The following is a 24,358-nucleotide window of genomic DNA, read 5'->3' on the forward strand; positions in this document are numbered from 1 at the left end:
GGAACCCCTTAACTGCCTTGCGCGCGGTGGCGACGAAAGCCGCGGTCGGTGTCCATGAAGCGCGCAAGCATAGGCGCCACCAGCTTTTCAGGCGGCATAGGTTGCTGGCCGGTCTCCGCCGCGAGCGCGGCGGCGTAGGCTACAAGATCGCGGTGGACCCCGGCGGGTAGCTCCACCGTCAGTTTGACAGGCCGATCGTCCACCAATGGCCCCAGCTTCAATTTCGTCATCGTGACGCTCCCAAAGGTTCGAGCACTAGGTCGCGGGTGATGACCACGCGCAGCGGATGGCCCGGCCGGATGGTAAGGGTCGGCTGCACGTTGAGCTGCCGCCGAACGATCTGCTGGCCGGTCTGATTGATCGTGTCCTGCGAGCCGCGCCGTAACGCGCGGGTCAAGTCATCCTCGCTGTCCGGGCCCAACTCGGCGCCGACGCCGAGCAGAGTCGAGACGGCCGCCGCCCTGAGCAGATTGCCCCAATGCTGATTCACGCGATCCTGTAGGCCGGCGAACCCAGCGCCGTCCGCGCCTGGCTGGCGCTCGAGAACGATCGAGCGCCCGTCCGGCATGATGAGCCGGTCCCAGGCGAGGAGAACACGGGTCTGCCCGGCGGTGATCTCGCTGTCGTATTCGCCGATCAGCCGGGCACCTTGCGGGATGAGCAAGATGCGGCCTGTCGGGCTGTCATAGACGTTCTGCGTAACCTGCGCCGTTATCTGGCCGGGAAGATCGGACCTGATCCCGGTGATGAGCGCGGCCGGGATGATGCTTCCGGCCTGCACGATGTTGGGCGACGGGGGTGCGATCAGCCGCTCCGCGCTCACCGTTCGCTGGTTCGAGGCTTGCGCCATGAAAGCGCGCCGGCCAGCTTGATCGCCCTGCGCTGCGCTCGCCTGCTGCGTTGGCTGCGCGGCTTGGTCGGGCAAGATCAGCGACGGGGCCGGCGCCGTTCCGGCGTTGCCCGCGTTGCCGCCGAGGAATACGCCACTCATTCGGGCAGCGTCACGTTCCTGCTGGGCGCGCTGGCGCGCAGCCTCCTCGGCCTGCGCGCGCGGATCGGGTTGGGCCGGCTGCGTGCCGATCGGCGGCACGGGCACGTTCTCGCCGCGCTGCTGGGCGGACACGATCGGGCCGCCGAGGTCGCCGGGAAGTGGCGGCCCAAGGCGCGGCGCTTGAGCATAGTCCCTCGGTCCCGAGGTGATGGTCTCGGCCGTGGCGCGGCTCTCGGTGTTGTAGAGTTCTTCCGCCTGCCGTTCACCAGCCGGTTTGAGCGCGTAGATCAGCGAGCCGCCGATACCGAGGCCGGCGGCCACGCCTATGACTGTCAGCGCCTTGCGGGACAGACGCATGACGCGGGGCGGATCGCCTCGAAGCTGGAATGGCTTTGGATCGGCGGGAAGGGGCTGCGGCGCGGCCGGCTCGGCGGAGGGAATGTCGGTGCGATCGTTCACGGCCGCCGCTCCCGTCCGTCGTCGCGCACGATGCGGACGCGCTGTTCATTGCGCCGATCGCCCAGGCGCAGTTCGGCGGCGGCGAACAGCCGGTCCACCACCATGTAGCGGCCCTGCACGCGATAATTGACTAGCTCGGCGTCCCCGGCCGCGCCGGTAACGAACAGCGGCGGCATCTCGCCCTGCGAGATCCCCGCCGGAAACTCGATGAACACCTGCCGGGAGTCGTCGAACGCACGAATGGGACGCCACGGGGCGCGGTCGCCCTCGATGCGATAACGGAAATTGAGCGAAGTCACATCCACGCCGGTCGCGGCCGGCGCGACCGTCGCAGCGGCGATGTTGCCGCCGCGTAGCGCGATGAGCTGATCTTGCGGGTAGGTCCACGACACTGAGGCCATGTAGGTCGCAGGTGTCGCGCGCAGCTCCAGATGATAGGTGCGCCGATCGGTGTTGATGACCAGCCAGCAGCGCACAGGTTCGGATTTCTTGATCTGCTTGCGCTTGGCGCGCAGCAGCATCGCCAGCCTTCGACCCTCGCCAGCGGTGACGAGGTAATAGCCGGTCGGCGTTCCGTCTTCCTTGACCTCGGGTTCCACGACAAGGTTCTGGATCAGCCCCTTGTGCTGGATCGAAGCGGCCAGCGCCTCGATGGCGGCTTCCCCATGCGGCACCTTGCGGGCGTTACGCGGGGACTTCTTGAGCTTGGCCAGCGGCACGAAAATCTCGACGCCCGACACAGGCTCGGCGGCTGCGGTTTCGGTAACAGCGTTCATCACACTACTCCTTCTAAAACCACACACACCCCGGAATGGGGTGGGCGGCGAAAGAGCGACCGGCAGGCCCGCCGACGGAGCCGGGCCGCACCCGCAGGGCCGGAACGCAGAGGAGGTAAGCGCGGCACGCGCGTTGCGGCCCGGCGCGGCGGGCCTAAAGGGAAGCGACGCCCACCCCATCTCGGGGAGTGCAACGACCGCCAATGCGATCGGGCCGGCGCAGCCCTGGCCCGATCTCCGCAGCTCAAAGCGATGTGAATCCGCGCAGCGGATTGGCGATCGGCGCGGGATCGCGCCGCCCCGCCATGCTGATCGTCACCCGGCAGGGCAGAGACCCATCAGGGGCTCGGTCGGAGCGCAGCGGAGATAGAGCAGCGGTCCCGCAGGGAGGCGCCAAACCCTCTAGCCTTGCAATTTCCAACAGCATCGACTAACATGCAGTCATTGACTTATGGAGGCTAACATGGCGGTGATGACGATCCGAAACATCGACGATGTGATCAAGAAGCGCCTCCGCGTGCGCGCAGCCGTCAATGGCCGCTCGATGGAAGACGAGGCGCGCGACATATTGCGCTCGGCCCTCTCCACCGACGATCCGCGACCCCGCAACCTCGCTCACGCAATCCATGAGAGGTTCGGCCCGTTGGGAGGCGTTGATCTGCCTCACATGCCGCGCGAGGCGATCCGGCAGCCGGTGGACTTCGGCGAATGATCGTCCTCGACACCAACGTCATTTCCGAGCTGATGCGGCGCGAACCTGACGCAAAGGTCATGGCGTGGATGGGCGAGCAGCCGATGGCGGGGGTGTTCACGACGACGTTGACGCAGGCGGAAATCTTTTACGGTCTGGCGCTGCTGCCCGAGGGACGCCGACGCGACGATCTGCTGTCAGCCGCACGTCCGATGTTCGATGTCGATTTGGCGGGGCGCGTCCTGCCGTTCGATACCGAAGCGGCCCTTGTCTATCCCGAGATCGCCGCCGGGCGGAAACAGGGTGGCAAGCCGATCAGCCAGATCGACGCGCAAATCGCCGCCATCGTGCGCTCGCGCGGCGCGCGGCTGGCGACTCGCAACGTCCGCGATTTCATCGATTGCGGGATTACCGTTGTCGATCCGTGGGGCGAAGCATGACGCCCGCCGCAGCACGCTCCTATCTGCGCTACGCCGCGACAGAGCCTTTGCACGCGGCGCGGTCGCGACGCAGCGTGTCAGGATGGCCCTTCCGCGCAAGCTCCGCCGCCGCACGCCTCGTCGCTGGGCCGAATGCCCGGACGACCTGCACGACTATGTCGACCGTGTCGCACCGCGCCGCGCTTCGGGCCGATCGCGCGAGGATGACGGGCCGATCGTCGTCACCGACGACTTGCCGGAGCAAGTTCCAATCGGCGACGCCGAGTTGCGCGCGATCGAAGGTCATATGCGGCAAGAGCTGGACAAGCTGTTCGGAACGCTGCCGTGAAGTGAGGAGTGAAGCGTCATGACCAGCGCCGCCCTGCGACGAGATGAGGATGAGGCGTCGGTCGTAGCCATCGCCCACGCTGCGCTTTACCTGCGCGTCTCGACCGGCCGGCAGGCTGAAAGCGACCTGTCCATCCCCGACCAGCGTCGCCAGATCGAAGGCTATTGTCTGTCGCGCGGCTGGGAGGTTGCGGCCGAGTTTGTCGAGCCGGGCAACACCGCGACCGACGATCGCCGCCCGGCGTTCCAGGCGATGATCGACGCAGCAATGCAGAAGCCGCCGGCGTTCAGTGTGATCCTCGTCCACAGCTTCTCGCGCTTCTTCCGAGACCAATTCCAGTTCGAGTTCTATGTCCGCAAGCTGGCAAAGAACGGTGTGCGGCTGATCTCGATCACGCAGGATTTGGGCGACGATCCGATGAGCGTGATGATGCGCCAGATCATGACACTGTTCGACGAATATCAGTCGAAGGAAAACGGCAAGCACACCCTGCGCGCGATGAAGGAGAACGCCCGGCAAGGCTTCTTGAACGGTGCGCGTGCGCCGATCGGCTATCGCGTGGTCGCGGCCGGTGAGCGCGGCGCAAAGATCAAGAAGAAGCTGGAGATCGACCCGATCCAAGCCGAAACGGTGCGGCGCATCTACCGCATGGCACTCAACGGCGTCGATGACCGGGGGCCGATGGGCCTCAAGTCGATCGCCACCTGGCTGAACGAAAATAATATCCGCACCCGCGACGGCGGGCGCTGGGGCTTGGGCGCGGTGCATCAGGTGCTCACCCGCACGACCTATATCGGCCAGCACCGCTTCAACACCCGCGATCACAAGACGAAGACGCGCAAGCCCGAGAGCGAACACGCGGTCATGGAAGTGCCCGCAATCGTCTCGGAAGCTGAGTTCGAGGCGGTCCAGCGCTCGCTTAAGGCGCGCAGCCCGAAGATGATGGCGCCGATGGCGGTGGGTGGCCCGACGCTGCTCACCGGCATCTGCTTCTGCGCGTGCTGCGGCGGTGCGATGACGCTGCGCACGGGCACCAGCAGCGTCGGCCGGGAGTATCGCTACTACACCTGCTCCACGAAGGCGCGGCAGGGTGCGACCGGCTGCCCAGGCATCACCGTGCCGATGGACCGTCTCAATGAGGCAGTGGTCGATCATCTCCAAGACCGTCTGCTCGACCCGGCGCGGCTCGAAGCTCTGATGGATCAGATCCTCGAACGGCGCGACGAGTGGGTGAACCAGCGTCGCGAGCATGTCGCCGATCTTGAGCGGCGTGCGACCGAGGCGGAAGCGAAGCTCAGGCGCCTCTATGACGCGATCGAGAACGGCGTCATCGACGTGAGCGACCCGTCGCTGAAAGATCGCATCGCCGAGCTGACCGCGACGCGTGACCAGGCCAAAGGCAACTCCGAGCGCGCCTTGGCGCATATCGTGAAGATTGGCCCGGCGATCACGCCGGAGAGTCTGCGCGCGTTTGCGGCTGCCCTGCGCAAGAAACTGCGGAACGGCGACGGCACGTTCGCTCGTGATCAGGTTCGCGCGGTCGCGCAGCGAGTCGAAGTCGTGAGCCGGAAAGAGGTCCGCATTCGCGGCCTGCGCAGCGAACTGCTCCGAACCCTCACCGCCGCCTCTGGGGTAGAGGCGGCGGTGCTAGGCGTTCGTGGTTTTGAACCGAAATGGCGCACCCGGCACGATTCGAACGTGCGGCCTCCACCTTCGGAGGGTGGCGCTCTATCCAGCTGAGCTACGGGTGCATCAAGCGCGCTACTAACGCAGCGACCTCGCGCGGGTCAATCGACGTAGACCAAATATTATCCCAGTTTGATCGATCGCGCGCAACCGAGACCCATCCTCACCGCAAAACCATCGCGCGCTTAACTCTTGCTCGAAGTATCCATCCGGTGAGGGCCGCCTTGTCGCGGGGGTAAGCGAACGCTCTTAAGGGTGCTCTTGCGAGCGCACTCAGGAGCGGTCTTTGGGCACGATGACGGTTTATTCGGGGGCCGAGCGGCGTCGACGCTGGAGCGGAGACGAGCGGCTTCAGGTTCTCACCGAGGCATTTTCGCCCGGCGCCAACGTGACGGCTGTGGCCCGCCGCTACGATCTCTCGACGGGGCTGATCTATACCTGGCGGCGCAAGCTGCGCGATGCGGCCGCGCCCGCGGCTTTGCCGACGACGGGCTTTGCGCAAGCCGTGGTGGTCGACGATGCCGGGCGACCCGCGCCGAGCACGGCACCTGCGATTGTCGTCGAGCTCGCTGCTGGCCGGCGGGTGAGCCTCTTTGCGTCGGCATCGCCGGCGCTTGCGGCCGCCGTCCTGAAAGCGCTGCGGTGATCCCACCGGGTGCGCGGGTGTGGATTGCGATGGGTCACACCGACATGCGCAAAGGCATGCAGGGCCTGGCGCTCATCGTGCAGCAGGGTCTGGGCCGCGACCCCCACAGCGGCGATCTTTTCGTCTTCCGCGGCCGCGGCGGCGCGCTCGTCAAGATCATCTGGCATGACGGGGTTGGCATGTCGCTCTACGCCAAGCGGATCGAGCGCGGCCGTTTCATCTGGCCCTCGGCAGCCCAGGGCGTCGTGTCGTTGACGGCCTCACAGCTGGCTTGCCTTCTGGACGGCGTCGACTGGCGCAACCCGCAGTACAGCTGGCGGCCACGCAGCGCGGGATAAGACGGCTTGCGGTCGCATTTTGGCCTTGCCGCCGGGCGCTCGGGGTGATTCACTCAAGCTCGTGGACACCGCCACCGCTGCCCTTCCCGACAATGTCGAAGCGCTGAGAGCGATGGTGGGACAGCTGTCAGCAGAGCTTGCCAACGAGCGCGCCAAAGCCTCGGCAACCGACGCGCTGATCGCCCACCTGAAGCTCCAGATCGCCAGGCTGAAGCGCGAGCAATATGGCGCCAGCGCCGAGCGCACGCGTCGCCTCCTCGACCAGATGGAGCTGCAGCTCGAGGAGCTCGAGGCCGACGCCAGCCAGGATGCCCTGGTTGCCGAAGCGGCCGCGCAGAAGACCGCGAGCGTGCGCAGCTTCCAGCGCCGGCAGCCAGCACGCAAGCCGTTTCCCGAGCATCTGCCGCGCGAGCGCGTCGTCGTGCCGTCGCCCTGCGCGTGTCTTGCCTGTGGCAGCGATCGGCTGAGTAAGCTCGGCGAGGACGTGACCGAGACACTGGAGGTGATCCCGCGGTCATGGAAGGTGATCCAGACGGTGCGCGAGCGCTTCGCGTGCCGCGCCTGTGAGCGGGTCAGCCAACCGCCGGCCCCGTTCCATGTCGTGCCGCGTGGCTGGGCGGGCCCGAGCTTTCTCGCCATGCTCTTGTTCGAGAAGTACGGCCAGCATCAGCCGCTCAATCGCCAGGCCGAGCGCTTTGCGCGTGAGGGCGTGCCCTTGAGCGTCTCGACGCTAGCCGATCAGGTTGGTGCGGCGGCTGTCGCGCTGATGCCGCTCCACCGGCTGATCGAGGCGCATGTGCTCGCCGCTCAGCGGCTGCATGGCGACGACACCACCGTGCCGGTGATGGCAAAGGGCAAGACCGACATCGCGCGACTGTGGGTCTATGTGCGCGACGATCGACCGTTTGCCGGTGCTGATCCGCCAGCGGCCTTCTTCCGCTACTCGCGCGACCGACGAGGCATGCATCCATCCGCGCATCTTGCGGCGTGGGCGGGCATCCTCCAGGCCGATGCCTATGGCGGCTATGGTGATCTGTACCGCGAGGACCGGCGTCCCGGCCCCGTGCGCGAGGCCGGCTGCTTTGCCCATGCCCGGCGTAAATTCTTCGAGCTAGCCGACATCGAGGGTGCGGCGAGGAAGAAGAGCCGCGGCGAGCGCACGGCCATGGTTTACCCGATCGCACTCGAGGCGGTGCAGAAGCTCGACGCGCTGTTTGAGATCGAGCGCACGATGAATGGGCTGCTCGCCGCCGAGCGCCTCGCCGTGCGCGGCGAGCACAGCGCCCCGCTGATGGACGAGCTCCACGCCTGGCTCACCGCACAAGCCGCAAAGCTGTCGCGCGGGCACGATCTCGCCAAGGCGATTGCCTACATGCTTCGCCGCTGGAAAGCGTTCACCGCCTTCCTCGATGACGGGCGGATCTGTCTTACCAACAACGCCGCCGAGCGCGCGCTGCGCTGCGTGCCGCTCGGCCGCAAAGCCTGGCTGTTTTGCGGCTCGGACAAGGGCGGCGAACGTGCCGCCGTCCTCTACACGCTCATCCAGACCGCACGGCTCAATGACGTCGACCCCCAGGCCTGGCTTGCCGACGTGCTCGCCCGCATCGCCGATTATCCGGCGAGCCGCCTGGGCGAGTTGCTGCCCTGGAACTGGTCGCCAGCGCCAGCGCTCGCCAGGGGGGCCTGACCCAAGCCGTGCAACGAAACAAGGTCGCCTGGGTCAAGACGATCGACCGTGTGGCGGCCGAGCTCGGCGAGGACGCCGACTGGCTCGCCGATATCGCCAATGACATGGAGCCCGAAGACGGGCTGATCTGGGTCTATGGCACCGGCGACGAAGGTGCCATGGCGTTCTCGGACGAGGGCATCGACGCCCTCCAGGAACTCATCGCCATCCACCGCGACACCGAAAACTGACTCCAACCGCGGCCCTCACCGGATGGATACTGCTCGAACGGCATGCCACCGCGCGAAGGAGCGCCGGGCAGCAGACAAGCATCGGACAGAAGCGAATGTCTGAGCTCGCGTTTCGCTCGCACGTCTTACGCGCGCTACGCCGCAACACGCCAGACTACGTCTCACGCTGCTTCCGTGGTGCTTCCACGACGAATTCGGGCGCGGCGAGAACAAAAAACGATCTTGCTAAGTGCCCGGAAATATGAGAGAAATTGGCGCACCCGGCGAGATTCGAACTCACGACCTCTGCCTTCGGAGGGCAGCGCTCTATCCAGCTGAGCTACGGGTGCTTGACCGGCCAAGGCCGACAGGCAGCACGCGCTTAGCAAAGGCCGCCGCGCCGCGCCAGCCAGAAAGCGCCCGATGACGGCACCGCTACTCTGGGCGGCCTATTTCTTCGCGAGCTTGACCGGCTGAAACAGGCCCAGCCCGCAGGATGCGCCACGCGTGGGGCCGCCAGCCTGCACAATCACCGTAATGATATCGACGTTGCACAGCTGGCTGAGCGACGTTTCATAGGAGAAGGCACGTTCAAACCCGAGCTGCGGGCAGCTGTGCGGCAGGGTGTTGCGCATCACCCGGCCGTCGCGCAGGTAGAAATCGATCACCTGGTTGCTCAGCACCCGTGATTCGCGAATGTTGGCGAGGTTGACGCAGTTCTGGGGTTCTCCCACCGGAGTGGCATCGACGACGCGCGAATTGGCCTGGCCCGCGCCGGGGCCGGCGGACTCTTCTGCGGCAGACGTGCAGGCGGCCAGCGCGACAGCCAGCGGAACGACCAGGGCGGCCGGTTTCATGACATCTCTCCGTCTGTTTTGCGGTTAGACACCTTTGTTTTAGGGGGGAGGAACGCAACGCAACTACAACTGATCCGAAACAAATCGCAGGGTGCGGCTGAACCGCCGATGAATCGATGACGGGAATCAGGCGCGCGCCGGAGCGGGTGTCTTTGGTTTGAACGCGCAAAGCGTGGAAACGATGCACCGCCAGCATTCGGGGCGCCGGGCCTTGCAGACATAGCGGCCATGCAGGATCAGCCAGTGATGGGCGTGGCGGCGATAGGGTGGCGGCGTCACCTTTTCCAGCCGGTCCTCCACCGCGCGCGGCGTTTTGCCCCTGGCGAGCCCGGTCCGGTTGGCGACGCGGAAGATGTGGGTGTCGACTGCGATCGTCTCCTCCCCGAAGGCGACGTTCATCACGACATTGGCGGTCTTGCGGCCGACGCCCGGCAGGGTTTCCAGCAGGTCGCGGCTCTGCGGCACCTCCCCGCCATATTCGTCCACCAGAATGCGCGACAGGGCGATGACGTTCTTCGCCTTGGCGTTGAACAGGCCGATGGTCTTGATGTGCTGCTTCAGCCCTTCCTCGCCCAGCTCCAGCATCGCCTGCGGAGTGCGGACGGTCTCGAACAAGGCCCTGGTCGCCTTGTTGACGCCGATATCCGTCGCCTGCGCGGAGAGCACCACCGCGACCAGCAGCGTATAGTCGTTGACGTACTGAAGCTCGGTCGTCGGTTCGGGGTCGGCGGTGGCGAGGCGGTAGAAGAACTCGTCGACGTCTGCCTTCTTCATCTGGGCAGGCCGAGAACGTCGGTCATCCAATAACGCCCGGCGGGCTTTCCCGCCAGCCAGAGCGCCGCCTTCACCGCGCCCCGGGCGAAGATCTCGCGCGTCTCGGCGCGGTGGCCGATCTCGATGCGCTCTCCCTCGCCCGCAAAGACCACCTGATGGTCGCCCGCGACCGATCCGCCCCGCATCACCGCAAAGCCGATGTGACCTTCCCGGCGCGGGCCGGTGATGCCGTCGCGGGCGCGGTCTGACACCTGGTCGAGATCAACCCCGCGCCCCGCCGCCGCAGCCGTGCCCAGGAACAGGCCGGTGCCCGACGGCGCATCCACCTTGTGGCGATGGTGCATCTCCAGCACCTCAATATCCCAATCGGGTCCAAGCCTTGCCGCGGCCTCGCGCACCAGATGCCCGATCAGGTTGACGCCCAGCGATGTGTTGGCCGCCTGCAGCACCGCGACCTGAGCTGCCGCGGCATCGATCAGCGCATGGTGCTGCGCTTCAAGGCCTGTCGTGCCGATGACGATGGGCGTATTCGCCGCGCGCGCCGCCGCCAGATTTTCCGGCAAAGCGGATGGCGAGGAAAAATCGACCAGCACATCGCACTGCCCGGCAAGGACAGCCGCCTGCGCCATGATCTGGAGGCCGGGCGCAATCTCGTTCGCCCCCGCGTCCGGCCGGTCGACCCCGCCCGCGATTTCGGTGTCCGGCGTCGCGGCGATCACCTGCGCGATCGCGCGCCCCATCCGTCCGCCTGCTCCAATCAGTCCGATGCGCGTCATGGCCTTGCCCCGTTTGTTCTCAGCTGCTTGATGACGCCGATGGACGACATTCGCAACATCGTGATTCTTACCGGGGCCGGAATTTCCGCCGAATCCGGGCTGGCGACTTTCCGCGGGCCGGACGGGCTGTGGGAAGGTCATCGGGTGGAAGACGTCTGCACGCCAGAGGCATTCGCGCGCGATCCGGACCTGGTGCAGACATTTTACGACATGCGCCGGGCCGCGCTTGCGGGCGTGGAGCCGAACCCCGCGCACCATGCCCTGGCGCGGCTTGACCGGGAGTGGCCGGGCGAATTGCTGCTTGTCACCCAGAATGTCGATGACCTTCACGACCGGGCGGGTTCGACCAGACTTGTCCATATGCACGGCGAGCTGAAAAGCGCGCTTTGTCCTGCCTGCGGGCAAAGGACCGCATGGGAATCGTCATTGGTCGATGGCCATGCCTGCCCGGCATGCAATGCTGCGGCGCTGAGGCCCGACATCGTCTGGTTCGGGGAGATGCCCTATCATATGGAGCGGATCGAACGAGCGCTCGCCGGGGCCGATCTGTTCGTGTCCATCGGTACGTCAGGCGCGGTCTATCCAGCGGCCGGTTATGTCCAGACCGCCCGCTATCATGGCGCGCACGCGCTGGAACTGAACCTTGAGCCGTCGGCGGGCAGCGTCTGGTTCCACGAAAGCCGGATGGGCCCTGCGAGCGAGCTTGTGCCCTTATGGGTGGATGAGGTGCTGCGCGCCGCCTGAGGTGAATTGTGCAGGCGCGTCTCGCATCTGCAACATTTTTCTTGCATTCGGCGAAACGAATCAGCAATCTGTGATTCGCGACAGGCAATGCAGCCTGTCGTCATAGCCGCCGTCACTCAAAGAAGAGATGACGCGGCGTCTTACGCTCCAAGCGCTGAGATCAGGCAAAGCTGCCGTCCGACCGCCCCTCAAGGGTCGTGTCGCGGCGGCTTTTTCTTTGCCCGCATTTCGTCGGTCAGAACAGCTAGCGGGGGAAGTCGATGAGAATCCATCTTTCAGGGACAATGGTCATCATGCTTGCAGCAGCGGTCGGGCTGCAGGGCTGCGGCGGGAAATCGGCCCAGCCTTCGGGCGAGGGGACGATCGCGGCGGGTGCGGTCGAAAAGCCCGTCCTGAAACTCGGCTTCATCAAGCTGACCGACATGGCGCCGCTCGCCATCGCAAAGGAAAAGGGCTTTTTCCAGGAAGAAGGGCTGAACGTCACGCTGGAGCCTCAGGCCAACTGGAAGGTGCTTCTGGACGGCGTCATCGGCGGGCAGCTTGACGGCGCGCACATGCTGGCGGGTCAGCCGATCGCGGCGACCATCGGCTATGGCACCAAGGCCGATCTCATCGCGCCGCTGAGCCTGGACCTGAACGGCAACGCGATCACCCTGTCGAACAAGGTCTGGAGCATGATCGAGCCGGGCCTGCCCAAAGGCACGGACGGCAAGGTCCTGCATCCGATCTCGGCCTCCGCGCTGAAGCCGGTCGCCGCGCAGTTCAACGCTGAGGGCAAGCCGTTCAAGATGGGCATGGTCTTCCCCGTCTCCACCCATAATTACGAGCTTCGCTACTGGCTGGCCGCCGGCGGATTGAACCCCGGCTATTACACGCCGGGCGATGTCGGCGGGACGGTGAAGGCCGATGTCCAATTGTCGGTCACGCCGCCGCCGCAGATGCCCGCCACGCTGGAAGCCGGCACGATCGAGGGCTATTGCGTGGGCGAGCCGTGGAACCAGGCCGCCGTGTTCAAGAAGATCGGCGTGCCGGTCGTGACGGATGATCAGATCCAGCGCCTCAACCCCGAAAAGGTATTGGGGCTGAGGAAGGACTTCGCCGACAGATACCCCAACACAACCAAGGCGCTTCTGCGCGCGATCATCCGCGCACAGATATGGCTTGATGCCGATAACGGAAAGAACCGGCCGGAGGCGGTGAAGATTCTGGCGCGGCCGAATTATGTCGGGGCCGATGAAAACGTCATCGCCAATTCGATGACGGGCACCTTCACCTTTGCTCCGGGCGACACGAGGCCAGCGCCGGATTTCAACATCTTCTTCCGGAATAATGCTGGCTATCCCTTTTATTCGGATGCGATCTGGTATCTGACGCAGATGCGCCGCTGGGGCCAGATTCCCGAAGCCAAGGCCGACCAATGGTATTTCGATACTGCAAAGTCCGTTTACCGGCCCGACCTCTACCTCGCTGCGGCGAAATCGCTGGTGGCGGAAGGAAAGGCCCCGGCCGAGGCCGCGCCCGCGACCGACGGTTTCAAGCCCGAGCAGTCCGGCTTCATCGATGGCGTCACCTATGACGGCCGCAAGCCCAACGAATATCTCGCCCGCTTCGCGATCGGTCTGAAGGGCGCACAGACCGTGACCGCAACCGGCGTGAAGTGAACGGAAAGGGACTGGAGATGAACACCGTCACGCTTCGCGCCACCGACGAAATGCAGAGCCTCGCCCCGCAGGCCGACGCGGAGGTGACTTCGTCCGCCCCGCCTGCGCAGGCCGAACTGCCGGAGGCGTCGCCCGCCCGGCAGGCAGGAGACTCGGTTGCCGCTTCGCTCGCGCGGCTGGGCCGGACCCTGTCGGCCCCGCTTCTGGGCATAATGATCTTCCTCGGCATCTGGGGCGTCATGGCGCCCCGGGTGGATACCTCGCTCGGCGCTCTTCCGGGGCCGGTGGAAGTGGCCGGCCAAGGCATCGCCCTGTGGGGAGAATATCGGGCCGTTCAGGCCGACAAGGCGGATTTCTATGCCCGTCAGGATGCGATCAACGCCGACCGGCGCCAGTCCGGCCAGCCCGAGCAGAATTTCACCTATGCGGGCGCGCCGACTTTCCCCGACCAGATTTTCACCAGCCTCTATACCGTCGCGATGGGCTTTGTGCTGGCGACGCTGGTCGCGGTTCCGCTGGGGCTGATGTGCGGGCTGTCGAAAGCCGTCAACGCTGCCTTCAACCCGATCATCCAGATCATGAAACCGGTCAGCCCGCTCGCCTGGCTTCCGATCGTCACCATGGTGGTGTCGGCGACGATGACGAGCGTCGACCCGGTCTTCGCCAAAAGCTTCGTCATCTCGGCCTTCACAGTCATGCTGTGTTCTCTGTGGCCGACGCTGATCAACACCGCCGTCGGCGTGGCGTCGATCGACCGCGATCTCCTGAACGTGGGCCGGGTGCTTCGGCTCGGCTGGGCGGCCAAGCTGACCAAGCTCGTCCTGCCGTCGGCGCTGCCCTATATCTTCACCGGCATGCGGCTGTCGCTGGGCGTCGGCTGGATGGTGCTGATCGCGGCGGAAATGCTCGCCCAGAATCCGGGGCTTGGAAAGTTCGTGTGGGACGAGTTCCAGAATGGCTCGTCGCAGTCGCTGGCGCGCATCATGTTCGCCGTGGGCGTGATCGGCCTCATCGGCTTCCTGCTCGACCAGATGATGCGCCTGCTCCAGGGCCTCGCCAGCCGCAATGCCGGCATCTGAACCGGGGAGAGATCACATCATGGCTCCCGTTCTTGAACTTCGCGGCATCTCCAAGGGCTATGCCGATGGTCGCGGCGTCCGCACCGAGGTGCTGAAATCGATCAACCTGTCGGTCGAGAGCGGCGAGTTTGTCGCCATTCTGGGATTTTCCGGCACCGGCAAGACCACTCTCATCTCGCTGATGGCCGGATTGATCCGCCCCGATGCGGGCGAGATCGTCGTCAACGGCAGCCCTTCCGCCGGTCCGGGGTCCGACCGTGGCTTGGTGTTCCAGAGCTATTCGTTGATGCCGTGGCTGAGCGTGGCGGCCAATGTGCGGCTGGCAGTGGACGCGGTCCACAAGTCGCTTTCCCGGCCGGAGCGCGAGCGGCTGGTGCGCGACACCGTCGATCTGGTCGGCCTTTCGCATGCGATCGACCGCAAGCCGTCGGAGCTTTCAGGCGGGATGCGACAGCGGGTCGCGGTGGCGAGGGCGCTTGCCATGAAGCCGGACATTCTTCTGCTGGACGAGCCGCTGTCGGCGCTGGATGCGCTTACCCGGGCGAAGTTGCAGGCGGAGATCGAGCGTATTCGCGCGCAGGAGCGCAAGACCATCGTCCTGATCACCAATGATGTGGACGAGGCCCTTCTGCTTGCCGACCGCGTCGTCATACTGGAGCCGGGGGGAACGCTTGGAGAGACTTTCGCGGTCGATATCCAGCGCCCGCGCAACCGCACCGAATTGAACCATGACGTCGGCTATCAGCAGCTGCGCAACCGCATCACCGCCTGTCTCGGCAAGCTCAACAAAGCGCGCGCGGAAACCGCAGCGCGCGACACCGGCATATTGCCCAAGGTCCAGCCGATCAGCTTGCTCAGCCCGCCCAAGGCCTATCGCGACGCCGCCCGCACTCGCCTGGAGCAGCGGTATCTCGAGTTCTTCAACGTCACCAAAATATATCCGACACCCAAGGGACCGCTGACCGTGGTCGACGGCTTCAACTTGCTGATGGACAAGGGCGAATTCATTTCGCTGATCGGCCATTCGGGCTGCGGGAAGTCGACCGTTCTGTCGATGACGGCGGGCCTGACCGGCATTTCCCGCGGCGGGATCGTGCTGGATGGCCGCGAGATCGCGAGCGCGGGGCCGGACCGGGCGGTCGTGTTCCAGGCGCCCTCGCTCATGCCCTGGCTGACGGCGCGGCAGAATGTCGCGGCCGGTGTCGACCGGGTCTACCCGCATGCAAGCCGGGCGGAGCGCCGCGACATCGTCGATTATTACTTAAGTCGCGTTGGGCTTGGCGACAGTCTCGACAAGCTTGCGGCGGACATGTCGAACGGAATGCGGCAGCGGGTGGGCATCGCGCGCGCCTTTGCGCTCAGCCCCAAGCTGCTGTTGCTGGACGAGCCGTTCGGCATGTTGGACAGCCTGACCCGCTGGGATCTGCAGGACGTGTTGATGGAGGTGTGGGAGCGAACGCACGTGACCGCCGTCTGCGTCACCCATGATGTTGACGAGGCTATCCTACTTGCGGATCGCGTGGTGATGATGACCAACGGCCCCAACGCGCGTATCGGCGAAATATTGGAGGTCGATCTTCCCCGCCCGCGCGACCGCAAAGCGCTTCTCGATCATCCGAAATTCTATGAATACCGCCAAAAGGTTCTCCGTTTTCTTGAAGAATATGAACATGGGGCAAAAGCCGAGGCGGCGTGACAACGGGGAGGTGTCTGGGGGGAGGTGTCTGGACGTCAGACAATCACAAGGGGGAATCCATGAATAACAGTATAGCCGCGCTGTTGATCAGCGTATCCGCGTTCGCCGCATCGCCGGCGCTTGCCGCCTCCATCAGCTTCAAGCCGCTGATCGACACACGGCTGCGCTATGAGAATGTCGATCAGGACGGCATCGTCGAAAAGGCCGATGCGCTCACCATCCGCGCCCGCGCCGGGTTCGAGCTTGGTCTGTCGAAGGACTTCAGCTTCCTCGTGGAAGGCGAGGGAACGCTTGCTCTGAACGAGGACTATAACAGCGGGGTCAATGGAAGGACGCGTGCCTATCCGCTTAAGGCATACACCCACTAGATATGGTATGGTGGGTCCATTGGCCTGAGTAGAGTTCGGCAAAGGTCGGCGCCTCGATATCACTGGCGATCCCGAGGAGGGATCGGAAGGCGTTGAACGGGTAGAAGCGGCGATTGAAGCGGAAAGTGAACTCGTTGAGGTAGGCTTGCAGATGCTTGGTGCTGACGCCGTGGTGGATGCCGTTGAGCCACGCTTTGAGGTTTGAGAACACCAGATGGACGATGGGCAGGAACTCTTCGGACACCTCCGGGTCGCCACACTGGGCGATGGCGTGATGGTCGTAACCGCCGCCCTGCAACCCGCTATAGCCGCTCCAATCATCGGTGATGACCAGCGTTCCCGGCTCGACCGCGCTCTGTACAAAGCCACCAAGGGCACCGGCACTGCGGTCTGCACCGATGGCCAATCGAACCCTTCCGGCATAGCGTCCGTTCCGGCGGCGGTCCTGGCCAGTGCCAGGCTCCCGGTGACGAACTTCGACGGCGGCGACCACCAGCGTTTTGTGGTGGGTTCCCCGGCCTTCGCCGCGCGTTCGCCCGCCGATCCAGGTCTCATCGACCTCGACATGCTGACCGCTCTGCCCGCCGATCCGATCCTGATCGGGGCGCACCATCGCGGCGCGCAGTTTATGGAGCAGGCCAAAGGCCGTCTCGTACCGGGTCAGGCCAAGCTGGCGCTGCAACTGGACGGCAGATATGCCGGTCGTCTGACTCGCAACCAGGTAAGCGGCCCAGAACCACACGCTGAGCGGGATGTGGCTTCGTTCCATGGCCGTGCCGACCATCAGGCCGGTCTGACGGCGACACGAGCGGCACATCAGGATGACAGGCCGAGTGGTGAAACGAAACGGATCGCCGACGACGCCACAGCGTGGGCACGCAAATCCATCAGGCCAGCGAGCTTTTTCAAGCCAGGACGCGCAAGCGCCATCATCCGGGAAAAGCCGCTGGAACTCGGGGAGGGATTTCGGGAACGGCAGCTTGTCGCGGTCAAGAACGTCCACAATCCCCACCCTTTACAACCGCTTTGGGTGGCACCAAGCCGCAGGAAAAGTCAGGCGCGCGCCACAAGGCAGCCACTAGATGTAGTGGGTGTATGCGTCAAGCGGATAGGCACGGAAGGACGATGTTCCCGATCGTCGCCGATCCCGAAAATATCGAGCTGAACCGAATCCAGCTACAGTATAAGGGAATTGCCGGAACTGTGCTGACGGTCGGCCGCCAGCGCATCAACCTTGACGACCAGCGGTTTGTCGGCTCGGTCGGCTGGCGCGACAATGAGCAGACCTTCGATGCCGTCCGGATCGAGAACAGTTCGATCAGGAACCTGAAGATCGATCTCACCTACGCCTGGTCGGACCGCACCATCTGGGGCATCGATGGCGTCGGCGCAAATCAGCAGGCGGTCAGCGGCGACAATGTCTTCGCCAATGTGGCCTACAAGACGACGGTCGGCACGCTTACCGGCTTTGCCTATCTTGTCGATCAGGATGAGACGGTCGTTCTCGCAAAATCCAGTCAGACCTATGGCGCGCGCTTTGCCGGCGCCCATCCGCTGACCAAGGCGGTGAAGCTCAGCTATGCGGCAAGCTATGCCCGGCAAAGCGATTACCGCAATAATCCGAACGACTATTCCGCCGAATATTATCTGGTCGAGGCCGGACTGGGTTTCTCCGGTTTCACCATCGGCGGGGGCTATGAGGTGCTGGGCGCGGACAATGGCGTTGCGCTCACATCCTTCCAGACGCCGCTTGCGACCCTGCACAAGTTTCAGGGCTGGGCCGACAAGTTCCTGGCTACTCCGCCGAACGGCATCAGGGATCTTTACGTCCAGGGCGGCTATGCAAAGCCGAAGCCGTTTGCGGGCGTCGATGCGATTGCCCTGAACGTCGCCTGGCATGATTATGACAGCGACCGGCTGAACGTGAACTACGGCAGTGAGTTGAACGCGCAGCTATCGATGAAGGTCAAGAAGTTCACCTTCATCGCCAAATACGCTGATTATGATGCGAAGGCCTTTGCCACCGATACCCGGAAATTCTGGCTTTCGGTCGAATACGCCTACTGACGTTCGGGTGGTTCGGTGGCTGCCGGTCGCCGGGCTCCTCAAAAACAAAGTGGCGGAGGATTTCTCCCCCGCCACTTTTGTTCTGCTATGCCGAAGGGGCTTATTTGCCGCCGTTCAGCGCGTCCTTCACCGCCTTTGCGGGCGCAAAGCTGAGCTTGCGCGAAGCGGCGATCTTCATCGTCGCGCCCGTGGCCGGGTTGCGGCCTTCACGCGCCGGCTTGTTCTGAACCTTGAACTTGCCAAAGCCCGGCAGCGACACTTCCGCGCCGCCCTTGGCGGCGTCCACGATCGCCTTGAAAACCGTGTCCACGGTCTGCTTGGCTTCTGTCTTGGTCAGGCCGCGTTCGCTGGCGACACGATCGGCGAGTTCTGCTGCATTCATGGGTCATTCCCTCCCTGTCCAAACTGATGAAAAGAATCCTGATCCGCTGGTTCCGCACGAATAACGGATTTTCCAGCATGCGAAAGCCCTAATTGCGGTCGCTATTCCTTGGCGGAGATGCCCAGCTTGCGCCGGCCGGCCGGTTTCGGCTTTGCGGCGGAGGCTTCGGGCTTGTCCGCAGGCTTGTCCGTTTTGGCGGGCGCGCTCGCCTTTGCCGGGCGCTTGGGAGCGGCCTTCGCAGCGGGCTTGACAGCCTTCTCCGGCTTGGCGGGTGTGGGCGCTTTCGCCGGGGCCGCGCTCTTGGCGCGTGCGGGCTTGCTTTCCGCCGGCTTTTCCGCAACCGCGGCCTTGCTTGCCGGCGCGCTCTTGCTGGCGGGAGCGGCCGAAGGCTTGCGCCCTAGTCCGGCAGTCTTTGCGATGGAGCGCCGGGTCTCGGCATAGTTCGGCGCGACCATCGGATAGGTCGGCGGCAGATTCCATTTCGCCCGATACTCGGCAGGGGTCATGTTATAGTGCGCCATCAGATGCCGCTTCAGCATCTTGAGCTTCTTCCCGTCTTCGAGGCAGACAATATAGTCCGGCTTCACCGAAGATCGCACGGGCACGGCCGGTTCGGGCGCGGGCTGATCCGCCGCCTTTTCGGTTCCCAGTCCTGCCAGCGCGGCGTGAACGGTCTGAATCACAGTCGGAACGTCGCCCGCTGCAACCGTGTTATTGGCCAGGTGCGCTGTGACAATATCGGCTGTCAGATTCAGCAACTGGCTATTGAGTTCGTCAGCCACCAACGATTTCCTTTCCCGAGGTCAGCGAATGTCCTCTAGGCGAAGATAAGCCTCACGTCGACACATTATTTGCGGCCGCCTATCCTTAACGAATACGATTGCGCGCCTGTTCAACATTGGCGTGACCCATCAGCAGGGCGCGTTCGTCATTGACGATGGCGTCAAGCCAGCGGACGAAGGCGTCGACCCGGGCAAGATGGCGCACATCCCGGTGTATAACCATCCAGAAATTCCGTGTTATCTCCACATCGTCTGGAAGTATCCGTACAAGTTCGTTTGATGAATCTCCAATGAAGCATGGAAGAACGCCGATACCAGTTGACGTGGATATCATGTGATATTGTGCGTTGATGCTGGAACTTCTAAACTCTGGTGACAATCCTGGTGCGATTTCATCCATGTAACGCAGCTGTGGTGCATAGATCATCTCGTCGATATATCCGACAAGCGGATGCCGCTGGAGCGCCGGGATGCTTTCCGGAGCGCCGTATTCGCTGCAATATGTCCGCGCCGCATACAATCCCAGCGCATAATCGGTCAGCTTGCGGGTCACCAATGGTCCGGCGCGCGGGCGCGCCAGCATGATCGCAATATCGGCCTCCCGCTTCGATGGGCTGAGAAAGCCGCTCGAGATCGCCAGTTCGACCGCAATGTCGGGATGCGCCTCGCGGAACTGGTGGAGCCTGCGGGCGACCACCCAGGTGCCGAAGCCTTCCGAAAGGCTTACCCGCACCAGCCCGCCCAGCCCCGCGTTCGACCCGGTGATGCTGTTGAGACCGTTCAGCGCCCCGCGTTCGGCGGTCTCGGCTGCCGGCAACAGTGCGCGGCCATGGCTCGTCAGCACATGACCTTGCGGGCTCAGTTCAAACAGCCGGACGCCCAGCGCCGCTTCCAGCCGCGCGATGCGCCGGCTGATCGTGGTTGCGTCCACTCCGGTCGCCCTGGCGGCGTGCGATAGCTTGGCCTTGCGCGCCAGGGCGAGGAAGATACGAAGGTCGTCCCAGTTGAGATCCTGCATTTCTGCAGCGTATAAATGCAAAATTAGGTAATTGATATTGAGAAAATGCAGGTCCAAGAACGCACGTAGTTGTTCGGTAGCCGCCGATTCCCCGCGTCGTCGAACTTTGAGCCAAATTACATTATCTTGAGACGTTCCGCAGCTTTCCGGCAGGCGATCATCGGCCGCAATGAATAATCGGAAGCGCGGACAGATGGAGAGGTCACATGGCTGAACAGGTGCGCCAGTTTGCGAACGAGGAAGAAGCCGCCGCGCATGAGGAAATCGCCGCGCTCGTCGCACGTTCCCGCGCAGCGCAGGCGCAGATCGAGAATTACACCCAGGAGCAGGTCGACCAGTTGATCACCGCAATGGTGTGGGCGGTCGCCAAGCCGGGCGTTGCTGAAAAGATCGCCCGGTTCACGGTCGATGAAACCCAGCTGGGCAATTACGAAGGCAAGTTCCTCAAGATCTCCCGCAAGACGCGCGCGACCCTCTATGACATCATCAACGACAAGTCGGTGGGCGTTATCGAGGAAAATCCCGAGCGCAACATCGTGAAGATCGCAAAGCCTATTGGCGTGATCGGCGCGTTGTCGCCCACCACCAACCCGGAAGCCACGCCGGTCATCAAGGCGATCAGCGCGGTCAAGGGCCGCAACTCGATCATCGTCGCGCCACATCCACGCGCCAAGCTGACCAACAAGATGATCGTCGACCTGATGCGCGAAGCCATCGTCAAGATGGGCGCGCCCGCCGATCTGGTGATCAGCATCGACACCCCGACGCTGCCCAAGACCAACGAACTGATGCGCCAGTGCGACCGCATTCTCGCCACCGGCGGCGCCGCGATGGTGACTTCCGCCTATTCGAGCGGCACCCCGGCGCTGGGCGTCGGCGTCGGCAATGCCGTGATTACCGTTGACGACACCGCCGATCTTGACGACGCGGCCGAGAAGATACGCATTTCCAAGACGCTGGATCTGGCCGCCTCCTGCTCGTCGGACAATTCGGTGATACTGGTCGGCCCGATCTATGACGCCATGCTTGAAAAGCTGCAGGCGCAGGGCGGCTATGTCGTCACCCCTGAGGAAAAGACGAGGCTGCAGAACACCATCTGGACGGATGGCCATCTCAGCACCGCCATCGTCGCCCAGCCTGCGGAAAAGATCGCCGGCATGGCGGGGATCGATCTCCCGGCCGGCAAGCAGTTTTTCATCGTGCCGGAAACCGGCGCCGGTCCAGACCACCCCTTTTCCGGCGAGAAGCTGTCGGTCGTGATGGCGCTCTACAAGGCAAGGGATCTGGATGAGGCGATTCGCCTGACCAACGAGATCCAGGCTTATCAGGGCCAGGGCCACAGTTGCGGCATCTACTCGCGCAGCGACGAGAACATCATGAAGCTGGCCAATGCCACCAAGACGTCGCGCGTGATGGTGAACCAGCCGCAGGCGCCGTCGAACAGCGGCAACCTCTGGAACGGCATGCGCCAGACCTTTTCGCTGGGCTGTGGCTCCTGGGGCGGCAACAGCACCAACAACAACATCACCTGGCGCGACCTTATCAACGAAACCTGGGTTTCCAAGCCATTGGCGAAGCCGAAGGAACTCCCTTCGGACGAGGAGCTCTTCGGTTCGGTGATGCAGAAAATCTGATATACCGCGAAGATCGGACTAAAAGGGCAGGGGTTGGGCGACGGCTTCACCCCTGCCTTATCTTGGGAGACATCATGCAGTTCGGGCTGACCGACGATCAGACGGCCATTCAGGAAATGGCGCGCCGCTTCACCGCCGACGCGATCACGCCGCACGCGGCGGAATGGGACGAAAAGCACATCTTCCCGCGCGCGACGGTGAAGGCGGCGGCGGAACTGGGATTCGGCGCGATCTATGTGTCGGAGGCCTCGGGCGGGATCGGGCTCGGGAGGCTGGAGGCGGCGCTGATCATGGAGGCGATGGCCTATGGTTGTCCCTCCACATCGGCCTTTATCTCCATCCACAACATGGCCGCCTGGATGATCGACAGCTTCGGCGGCGAGGCGGTCAAATCGAAATATCTGCCCGCGCTGGTCACCTGCGACCAGCTCGCCAGCTATTGCCTGACCGAGCCCGGCTCCGGCTCCGATGCGGCGTCGTTGAAGACCAGGGCGGTGCGGGACGGCGATGATTATGTCGTCACCGGGTCGAAGGCGTTCATTTCGGGCGGCGGCGAAAATGAACTTTATGTCGTCATGGTCCGCACCGGGGGCGAGGGCGCAAAGGGCATTTCCTGCCTGGTCATTGAGAAAGACATGCCGGGCGTCTCCTTCGGCGCGCAGGAGAAGAAGCTCGGCTGGCATTCGCAGCCGACCGCGCAGGTCAATCTGGACGCTGTGCGGGTGCCGGTCGAAAACCGGCTGGGCGAGGAAGGCGACGGATTCAAGATCGCCATGGCCGGTCTCGACGGCGGACGGATCAATATCGGCGCATGCTCGCTTGGCGGCGGACAGCGCTGTCTCGACGAGGCGATCGCCTATACACGGGACCGCAAGCAGTTCGGCCAGGCCATCGCGGATTTCCAGGCGACCCGGTTCACCCTTGCCGACATGGAAACGCGGCTCCAGGCTGCGCGCGCGCTGCTATATTCCACGGCCGTCAAGGTGACCGAGGGCGCGGCGGACAAGACGCATTTCGCCGCCATGGCAAAGCGCCTTGCGACCGACGAGGCGATGTGGGTCGCCGATCGCGCGCTCCAGCTTCACGGCGGCTATGGCTATCTGATGGATTATCCGATCGAGCGCATCTACCGCGACCTTCGCGTCCACAGCATCCTTGAAGGCACGAACGAGGTGATGCGGATGATTGTCGGCCGTAATCTGGTGCAGCAATGACGGACGAGGTTCTCGTCGCCCGCGACGGCGGTGTCGGCCGTATCCGGCTCAATCGTCCCAAGGCCATCCATGCGCTGACCCACGGCATGGTGAAGGCGATCACCGACGCGCTTCTGGAATGGCGCAGCGACGATGTAATCGTCGCCGTGATGATCGACCATGCCGAAGGGCGCGGCTTCTGCGCGGGCGGCGATATCCGCATGCTCGCCGAAAGCGCGGCCGGCGACTGTGTCGATGCGGAGCGATTCTATTTCGACGAATACCGGATGAACCATCTGCTGTTCGTCTATGAAAAGCCGATCGTCGCCTTCATCGACGGGATCACCATGGGCGGGGGCGTCGGCCTGTCGCTGCCGTCGCGCTATCGCGTCGCCACCGAGCGCACCGTCTTCGCCATGCCCGAGACCGGCATCGGTCTGTTCCCCGATGTTGGCGGCGGCTGGTTCCTGCCGCGCCTGCCGGGCCGCAGCGGCATCTGGCTGGCTTCGACCGGCGGGCGGATCGACGGAGCGGATTGCGTGACGCTGGGCATTGCGACGCACTTCATCGCCTCCGACAGGCTCGACGATGTAAAGGCGCGGATCATTGCCGATCCGGCAAGGCTTGAAGCGATTCTGGATGCGGCGAACGAAACGCTGTCTGCTTCCGCTATTTCTGAATTGCGCGCCGACATCGACCGGCTGTTCGCGTCCGATCGCTACGAGGATATTCTCGCCGCGCTCAGGGCGGATGGCGGCGAATGGGCGGAAAAGCAGCTTGGGCAGCTTGCCGCCAAGTCGCCGCAGACGATCAAGGTCGCCTTGCGCCAATTGGCCGAGGGCGCGGCCAAGTCCAGCTTTGCCGACAACATGCGGATGGAATATCGCATCGCCTGCCACGTGATCCGCCGCCCCGACTTCGTCGAGGGCGTGCGCGCGGTGATCGTCGACAAGGACAATGCACCCCGGTGGAACCCCGCCACGCCCGAAGGCGTCACCAAGGAGCTTGTGGAGTCGCTCTTTGCTCCGCTACCAGCGAGTAAGGAATGGACACCTTTGCCGGAACTGGGAGCCTGA

General features: G+C 64.1%; 23 protein-coding genes, 2 tRNA genes and 3 pseudogenes. 16 read left to right on the plus strand and 12 right to left on the minus strand.

From position 1 onward, the window contains the following. Nucleotides 1–8: 8 nt before the first annotated feature. Genes BSL82_RS14850 through BSL82_RS21925 form a run of 3 tightly spaced genes read right to left on the minus strand, consistent with a single transcriptional unit; the run spans nucleotide 9 to nucleotide 2,406 of the window. Nucleotides 9–230: a DUF2274 domain-containing protein gene (locus BSL82_RS14850; protein WP_054725836.1), complete on the minus strand. Its 222-nt coding sequence runs from the start codon at nucleotides 228–230 to the stop codon at nucleotides 9–11. Further along, complete coding sequence (locus BSL82_RS14855; protein ID WP_072598071.1) at nucleotides 227–1,450, minus strand: TraB/TrbI/VirB10 family type IV secretion system protein; 1,224 nt, start codon at nucleotides 1,448–1,450, stop codon at nucleotides 227–229. The genes BSL82_RS14850 and BSL82_RS14855 overlap by 4 nt, the downstream gene beginning before the upstream one ends. Beyond that, nucleotides 1,447–2,406 carry a TrbG/VirB9 family P-type conjugative transfer protein gene (locus BSL82_RS21925; protein ID WP_503660807.1) on the minus strand — a complete coding sequence of 320 codons (960 nt, stop codon included), beginning with the start codon at nucleotides 2,404–2,406 and terminating at the stop codon, nucleotides 1,447–1,449. The genes BSL82_RS14855 and BSL82_RS21925 overlap by 4 nt, the downstream gene beginning before the upstream one ends. 283 nt (nucleotides 2,407–2,689) lie before the next feature. Here BSL82_RS21925 and BSL82_RS14865 point away from each other — a divergent pair, with 283 nt between their 5' ends. The 3 genes and pseudogenes from BSL82_RS14865 to BSL82_RS14880 all read left to right on the plus strand — a co-directional run. Next, on the plus strand, nucleotides 2,690–2,938 hold the full coding sequence (locus BSL82_RS14865; protein ID WP_158010928.1) for a FitA-like ribbon-helix-helix domain-containing protein: 249 nt from the start codon (nucleotides 2,690–2,692) through the stop codon (nucleotides 2,936–2,938). Continuing rightward, the gene (locus tag BSL82_RS14870) at nucleotides 2,935–3,357 is read left to right on the plus strand and encodes a type II toxin-antitoxin system VapC family toxin (RefSeq protein WP_072598074.1); all 423 of its coding nucleotides are present in this window, start codon (nucleotides 2,935–2,937) and stop codon (nucleotides 3,355–3,357) included. Before BSL82_RS14865 ends, BSL82_RS14870 begins: the two co-directional genes overlap by 4 nt. Before the next feature lie 346 nt (nucleotides 3,358–3,703). Further along, nucleotides 3,704–4,786: pseudogene (locus BSL82_RS14880) on the plus strand (recombinase family protein); the annotation flags it as partial. 573 nt (nucleotides 4,787–5,359) lie between these two features. On the opposite strand, the gene BSL82_RS14885 reads toward BSL82_RS14880, so the two are convergent. Continuing rightward, a tRNA-Arg gene (locus tag BSL82_RS14885) sits at nucleotides 5,360–5,436 on the minus strand. 230 nt (nucleotides 5,437–5,666) lie between these two features. On the opposite strand from BSL82_RS14885, the gene tnpA reads away from it, so the two are divergent. From tnpA to BSL82_RS14905, 4 genes are all read left to right on the plus strand, one after another. Further along, nucleotides 5,667–6,017 carry an IS66-like element accessory protein TnpA gene (gene tnpA / locus BSL82_RS14890; RefSeq protein ID WP_072598820.1) on the plus strand — a complete coding sequence of 117 codons (351 nt, stop codon included), beginning with the start codon at nucleotides 5,667–5,669 and terminating at the stop codon, nucleotides 6,015–6,017. A gap of 17 nt (nucleotides 6,018–6,034) precedes the next feature. After that, entirely contained in the window at nucleotides 6,035–6,355 is a 321-nt protein-coding gene (tnpB, locus tag BSL82_RS14895; protein ID WP_418361283.1) for an IS66 family insertion sequence element accessory protein TnpB, read from the plus strand. A gap of 112 nt (nucleotides 6,356–6,467) precedes the next feature. Next, on the plus strand, nucleotides 6,468–8,042 hold the full coding sequence (tnpC, locus tag BSL82_RS14900) for an IS66 family transposase (RefSeq protein WP_158011083.1): 1,575 nt from the start codon (nucleotides 6,468–6,470) through the stop codon (nucleotides 8,040–8,042). An 8-nt stretch (nucleotides 8,043–8,050) separates the two neighbouring features. Continuing rightward, nucleotides 8,051–8,272, plus strand: coding sequence for a hypothetical protein (locus tag BSL82_RS14905; protein ID WP_072598076.1), 222 nt, complete (start codon nucleotides 8,051–8,053; stop codon nucleotides 8,270–8,272). A gap of 252 nt (nucleotides 8,273–8,524) precedes the next feature. On the opposite strand, the gene BSL82_RS14910 is transcribed toward BSL82_RS14905, so the two are convergent. From BSL82_RS14910 to dapB, 4 genes are all read right to left on the minus strand, one after another. Continuing rightward, nucleotides 8,525–8,601: transfer RNA gene (locus tag BSL82_RS14910), tRNA-Arg, on the minus strand. A gap of 99 nt (nucleotides 8,602–8,700) precedes the next feature. Continuing rightward, the gene (locus BSL82_RS14915) at nucleotides 8,701–9,108 is read right to left on the minus strand and encodes a hypothetical protein (protein WP_072598077.1); all 408 of its coding nucleotides are present in this window, start codon (nucleotides 9,106–9,108) and stop codon (nucleotides 8,701–8,703) included. Nucleotides 9,109–9,234: 126 nt separating this feature from the next. Next, the gene (gene nth / locus BSL82_RS14920; RefSeq protein ID WP_072598078.1) at nucleotides 9,235–9,882 is read right to left on the minus strand and encodes an endonuclease III; all 648 of its coding nucleotides are present in this window, start codon (nucleotides 9,880–9,882) and stop codon (nucleotides 9,235–9,237) included. Then, entirely contained in the window at nucleotides 9,879–10,658 is a 780-nt protein-coding gene (gene dapB / locus BSL82_RS14925) for a 4-hydroxy-tetrahydrodipicolinate reductase (protein WP_072598079.1), read from the minus strand. Before dapB ends, nth begins: the two co-directional genes overlap by 4 nt. Before the next feature lie 39 nt (nucleotides 10,659–10,697). On the opposite strand from dapB, the gene BSL82_RS14930 reads away from it, so the two are divergent. The 5 genes from BSL82_RS14930 (at nucleotide 10,698) to BSL82_RS14950 (ending at nucleotide 16,206) form a co-directional block, all read left to right on the plus strand. After that, complete coding sequence (locus tag BSL82_RS14930; protein WP_072598080.1) at nucleotides 10,698–11,402, plus strand: NAD-dependent deacylase; 705 nt, start codon at nucleotides 10,698–10,700, stop codon at nucleotides 11,400–11,402. A 260-nt stretch (nucleotides 11,403–11,662) separates the two neighbouring features. Next, nucleotides 11,663–13,063, plus strand: coding sequence for a CmpA/NrtA family ABC transporter substrate-binding protein (locus BSL82_RS14935; protein ID WP_072598081.1), 1,401 nt, complete (start codon nucleotides 11,663–11,665; stop codon nucleotides 13,061–13,063). Between the two features lie 17 nt (nucleotides 13,064–13,080). Next, on the plus strand, nucleotides 13,081–14,142 hold the full coding sequence (locus tag BSL82_RS14940) for an ABC transporter permease (protein WP_072598082.1): 1,062 nt from the start codon (nucleotides 13,081–13,083) through the stop codon (nucleotides 14,140–14,142). A gap of 19 nt (nucleotides 14,143–14,161) precedes the next feature. Then, nucleotides 14,162–15,838, plus strand: coding sequence for an ABC transporter ATP-binding protein (locus BSL82_RS14945; protein WP_072598083.1), 1,677 nt, complete (start codon nucleotides 14,162–14,164; stop codon nucleotides 15,836–15,838). 59 nt (nucleotides 15,839–15,897) lie between these two features. Then, complete coding sequence (locus tag BSL82_RS14950; RefSeq protein WP_072598084.1) at nucleotides 15,898–16,206, plus strand: hypothetical protein; 309 nt, start codon at nucleotides 15,898–15,900, stop codon at nucleotides 16,204–16,206. Here the strand turns inward: BSL82_RS14950 and BSL82_RS14955 are convergent. Then, nucleotides 16,187–17,209, minus strand: coding sequence for an IS1595 family transposase (locus BSL82_RS14955; RefSeq protein ID WP_048575010.1), 1,023 nt, complete (start codon nucleotides 17,207–17,209; stop codon nucleotides 16,187–16,189). The two genes, BSL82_RS14950 and BSL82_RS14955, sit on opposite strands and share 20 nt — an antisense overlap. 110 nt (nucleotides 17,210–17,319) lie before the next feature. Here BSL82_RS14955 and BSL82_RS14960 point away from each other — a divergent pair. Continuing rightward, a pseudogene (locus BSL82_RS14960) lies at nucleotides 17,320–18,273 on the plus strand (alginate export family protein); the annotation flags it as partial. 100 nt (nucleotides 18,274–18,373) lie between these two features. On the opposite strand, the gene BSL82_RS14965 reads toward BSL82_RS14960, so the two are convergent. From BSL82_RS14965 to BSL82_RS14975, 3 genes and pseudogenes are all read right to left on the minus strand, one after another. Next, nucleotides 18,374–18,655 carry an HU family DNA-binding protein gene (locus tag BSL82_RS14965; RefSeq protein ID WP_072598086.1) on the minus strand — a complete coding sequence of 94 codons (282 nt, stop codon included), beginning with the start codon at nucleotides 18,653–18,655 and terminating at the stop codon, nucleotides 18,374–18,376. A gap of 308 nt (nucleotides 18,656–18,963) precedes the next feature. Next, nucleotides 18,964–19,437: pseudogene (locus tag BSL82_RS21165) on the minus strand (Ros/MucR family transcriptional regulator); the annotation flags it as partial. Nucleotides 19,438–19,522: 85 nt separating this feature from the next. Beyond that, complete coding sequence (locus BSL82_RS14975) at nucleotides 19,523–20,455, minus strand: LysR family transcriptional regulator (protein ID WP_072598088.1); 933 nt, start codon at nucleotides 20,453–20,455, stop codon at nucleotides 19,523–19,525. A gap of 206 nt (nucleotides 20,456–20,661) precedes the next feature. Between BSL82_RS14975 and BSL82_RS14980 the strand changes: the two genes are divergently transcribed. The 3 genes from BSL82_RS14980 to BSL82_RS14990 all read left to right on the plus strand — a co-directional run bounded on the left by BSL82_RS14980 (nucleotide 20,662) and on the right by BSL82_RS14990 (nucleotide 24,358). Continuing rightward, nucleotides 20,662–22,089: an aldehyde dehydrogenase family protein gene (locus BSL82_RS14980; protein ID WP_072598089.1), complete on the plus strand. Its 1,428-nt coding sequence runs from the start codon at nucleotides 20,662–20,664 to the stop codon at nucleotides 22,087–22,089. Nucleotides 22,090–22,160: 71 nt separating this feature from the next. After that, the gene (locus BSL82_RS14985; protein ID WP_193408613.1) at nucleotides 22,161–23,303 is read left to right on the plus strand and encodes an acyl-CoA dehydrogenase family protein; all 1,143 of its coding nucleotides are present in this window, start codon (nucleotides 22,161–22,163) and stop codon (nucleotides 23,301–23,303) included. Then, on the plus strand, nucleotides 23,300–24,358 hold the full coding sequence (locus tag BSL82_RS14990; protein ID WP_072598091.1) for an enoyl-CoA hydratase/isomerase family protein: 1,059 nt from the start codon (nucleotides 23,300–23,302) through the stop codon (nucleotides 24,356–24,358). The genes BSL82_RS14985 and BSL82_RS14990 overlap by 4 nt, the downstream gene beginning before the upstream one ends.

The organism is Tardibacter chloracetimidivorans (genome assembly GCF_001890385.1).
GTDB classification, from domain to species: domain Bacteria; phylum Pseudomonadota; class Alphaproteobacteria; order Sphingomonadales; family Sphingomonadaceae; genus Tardibacter; species Tardibacter chloracetimidivorans.

Coding starts and splice junctions, on each gene's coding strand:
- BSL82_RS14950 (WP_072598084.1), top strand. CDS start 15,898: ATGAATAACAGTATAGCCGCGCTGTTGATCAGCGTATCCGCGTTCGCC.
- BSL82_RS14915 (WP_072598077.1), bottom strand. CDS start 9,108: ATGAAACCGGCCGCCCTGGTCGTTCCGCTGGCTGTCGCGCTGGCCGCC.
- BSL82_RS14930 (WP_072598080.1), top strand. CDS start 10,698: ATGGACGACATTCGCAACATCGTGATTCTTACCGGGGCCGGAATTTCC.
- nth (WP_072598078.1), bottom strand. CDS start 9,882: ATGAAGAAGGCAGACGTCGACGAGTTCTTCTACCGCCTCGCCACCGCC.
- BSL82_RS14945 (WP_072598083.1), top strand. CDS start 14,162: ATGGCTCCCGTTCTTGAACTTCGCGGCATCTCCAAGGGCTATGCCGAT.
- BSL82_RS14850 (WP_054725836.1), bottom strand. CDS start 230: ATGACGAAATTGAAGCTGGGGCCATTGGTGGACGATCGGCCTGTCAAA.
- dapB (WP_072598079.1), bottom strand. CDS start 10,658: ATGACGCGCATCGGACTGATTGGAGCAGGCGGACGGATGGGGCGCGCG.
- tnpA (WP_072598820.1), top strand. CDS start 5,667: ATGACGGTTTATTCGGGGGCCGAGCGGCGTCGACGCTGGAGCGGAGAC.
- BSL82_RS14940 (WP_072598082.1), top strand. CDS start 13,081: ATGAACACCGTCACGCTTCGCGCCACCGACGAAATGCAGAGCCTCGCC.
- BSL82_RS14870 (WP_072598074.1), top strand. CDS start 2,935: ATGATCGTCCTCGACACCAACGTCATTTCCGAGCTGATGCGGCGCGAA.
- tnpC (WP_158011083.1), top strand. CDS start 6,468: ATGGTGGGACAGCTGTCAGCAGAGCTTGCCAACGAGCGCGCCAAAGCC.
- BSL82_RS14980 (WP_072598089.1), top strand. CDS start 20,662: ATGGCTGAACAGGTGCGCCAGTTTGCGAACGAGGAAGAAGCCGCCGCG.
- BSL82_RS14935 (WP_072598081.1), top strand. CDS start 11,663: ATGAGAATCCATCTTTCAGGGACAATGGTCATCATGCTTGCAGCAGCG.
- BSL82_RS14865 (WP_158010928.1), top strand. CDS start 2,690: ATGGCGGTGATGACGATCCGAAACATCGACGATGTGATCAAGAAGCGC.
- BSL82_RS21925 (WP_503660807.1), bottom strand. CDS start 2,406: ATGGGGTGGGCGTCGCTTCCCTTTAGGCCCGCCGCGCCGGGCCGCAAC.
- BSL82_RS14990 (WP_072598091.1), top strand. CDS start 23,300: ATGACGGACGAGGTTCTCGTCGCCCGCGACGGCGGTGTCGGCCGTATC.
- BSL82_RS14965 (WP_072598086.1), bottom strand. CDS start 18,655: ATGAATGCAGCAGAACTCGCCGATCGTGTCGCCAGCGAACGCGGCCTG.
- BSL82_RS14975 (WP_072598088.1), bottom strand. CDS start 20,455: ATGCAGGATCTCAACTGGGACGACCTTCGTATCTTCCTCGCCCTGGCG.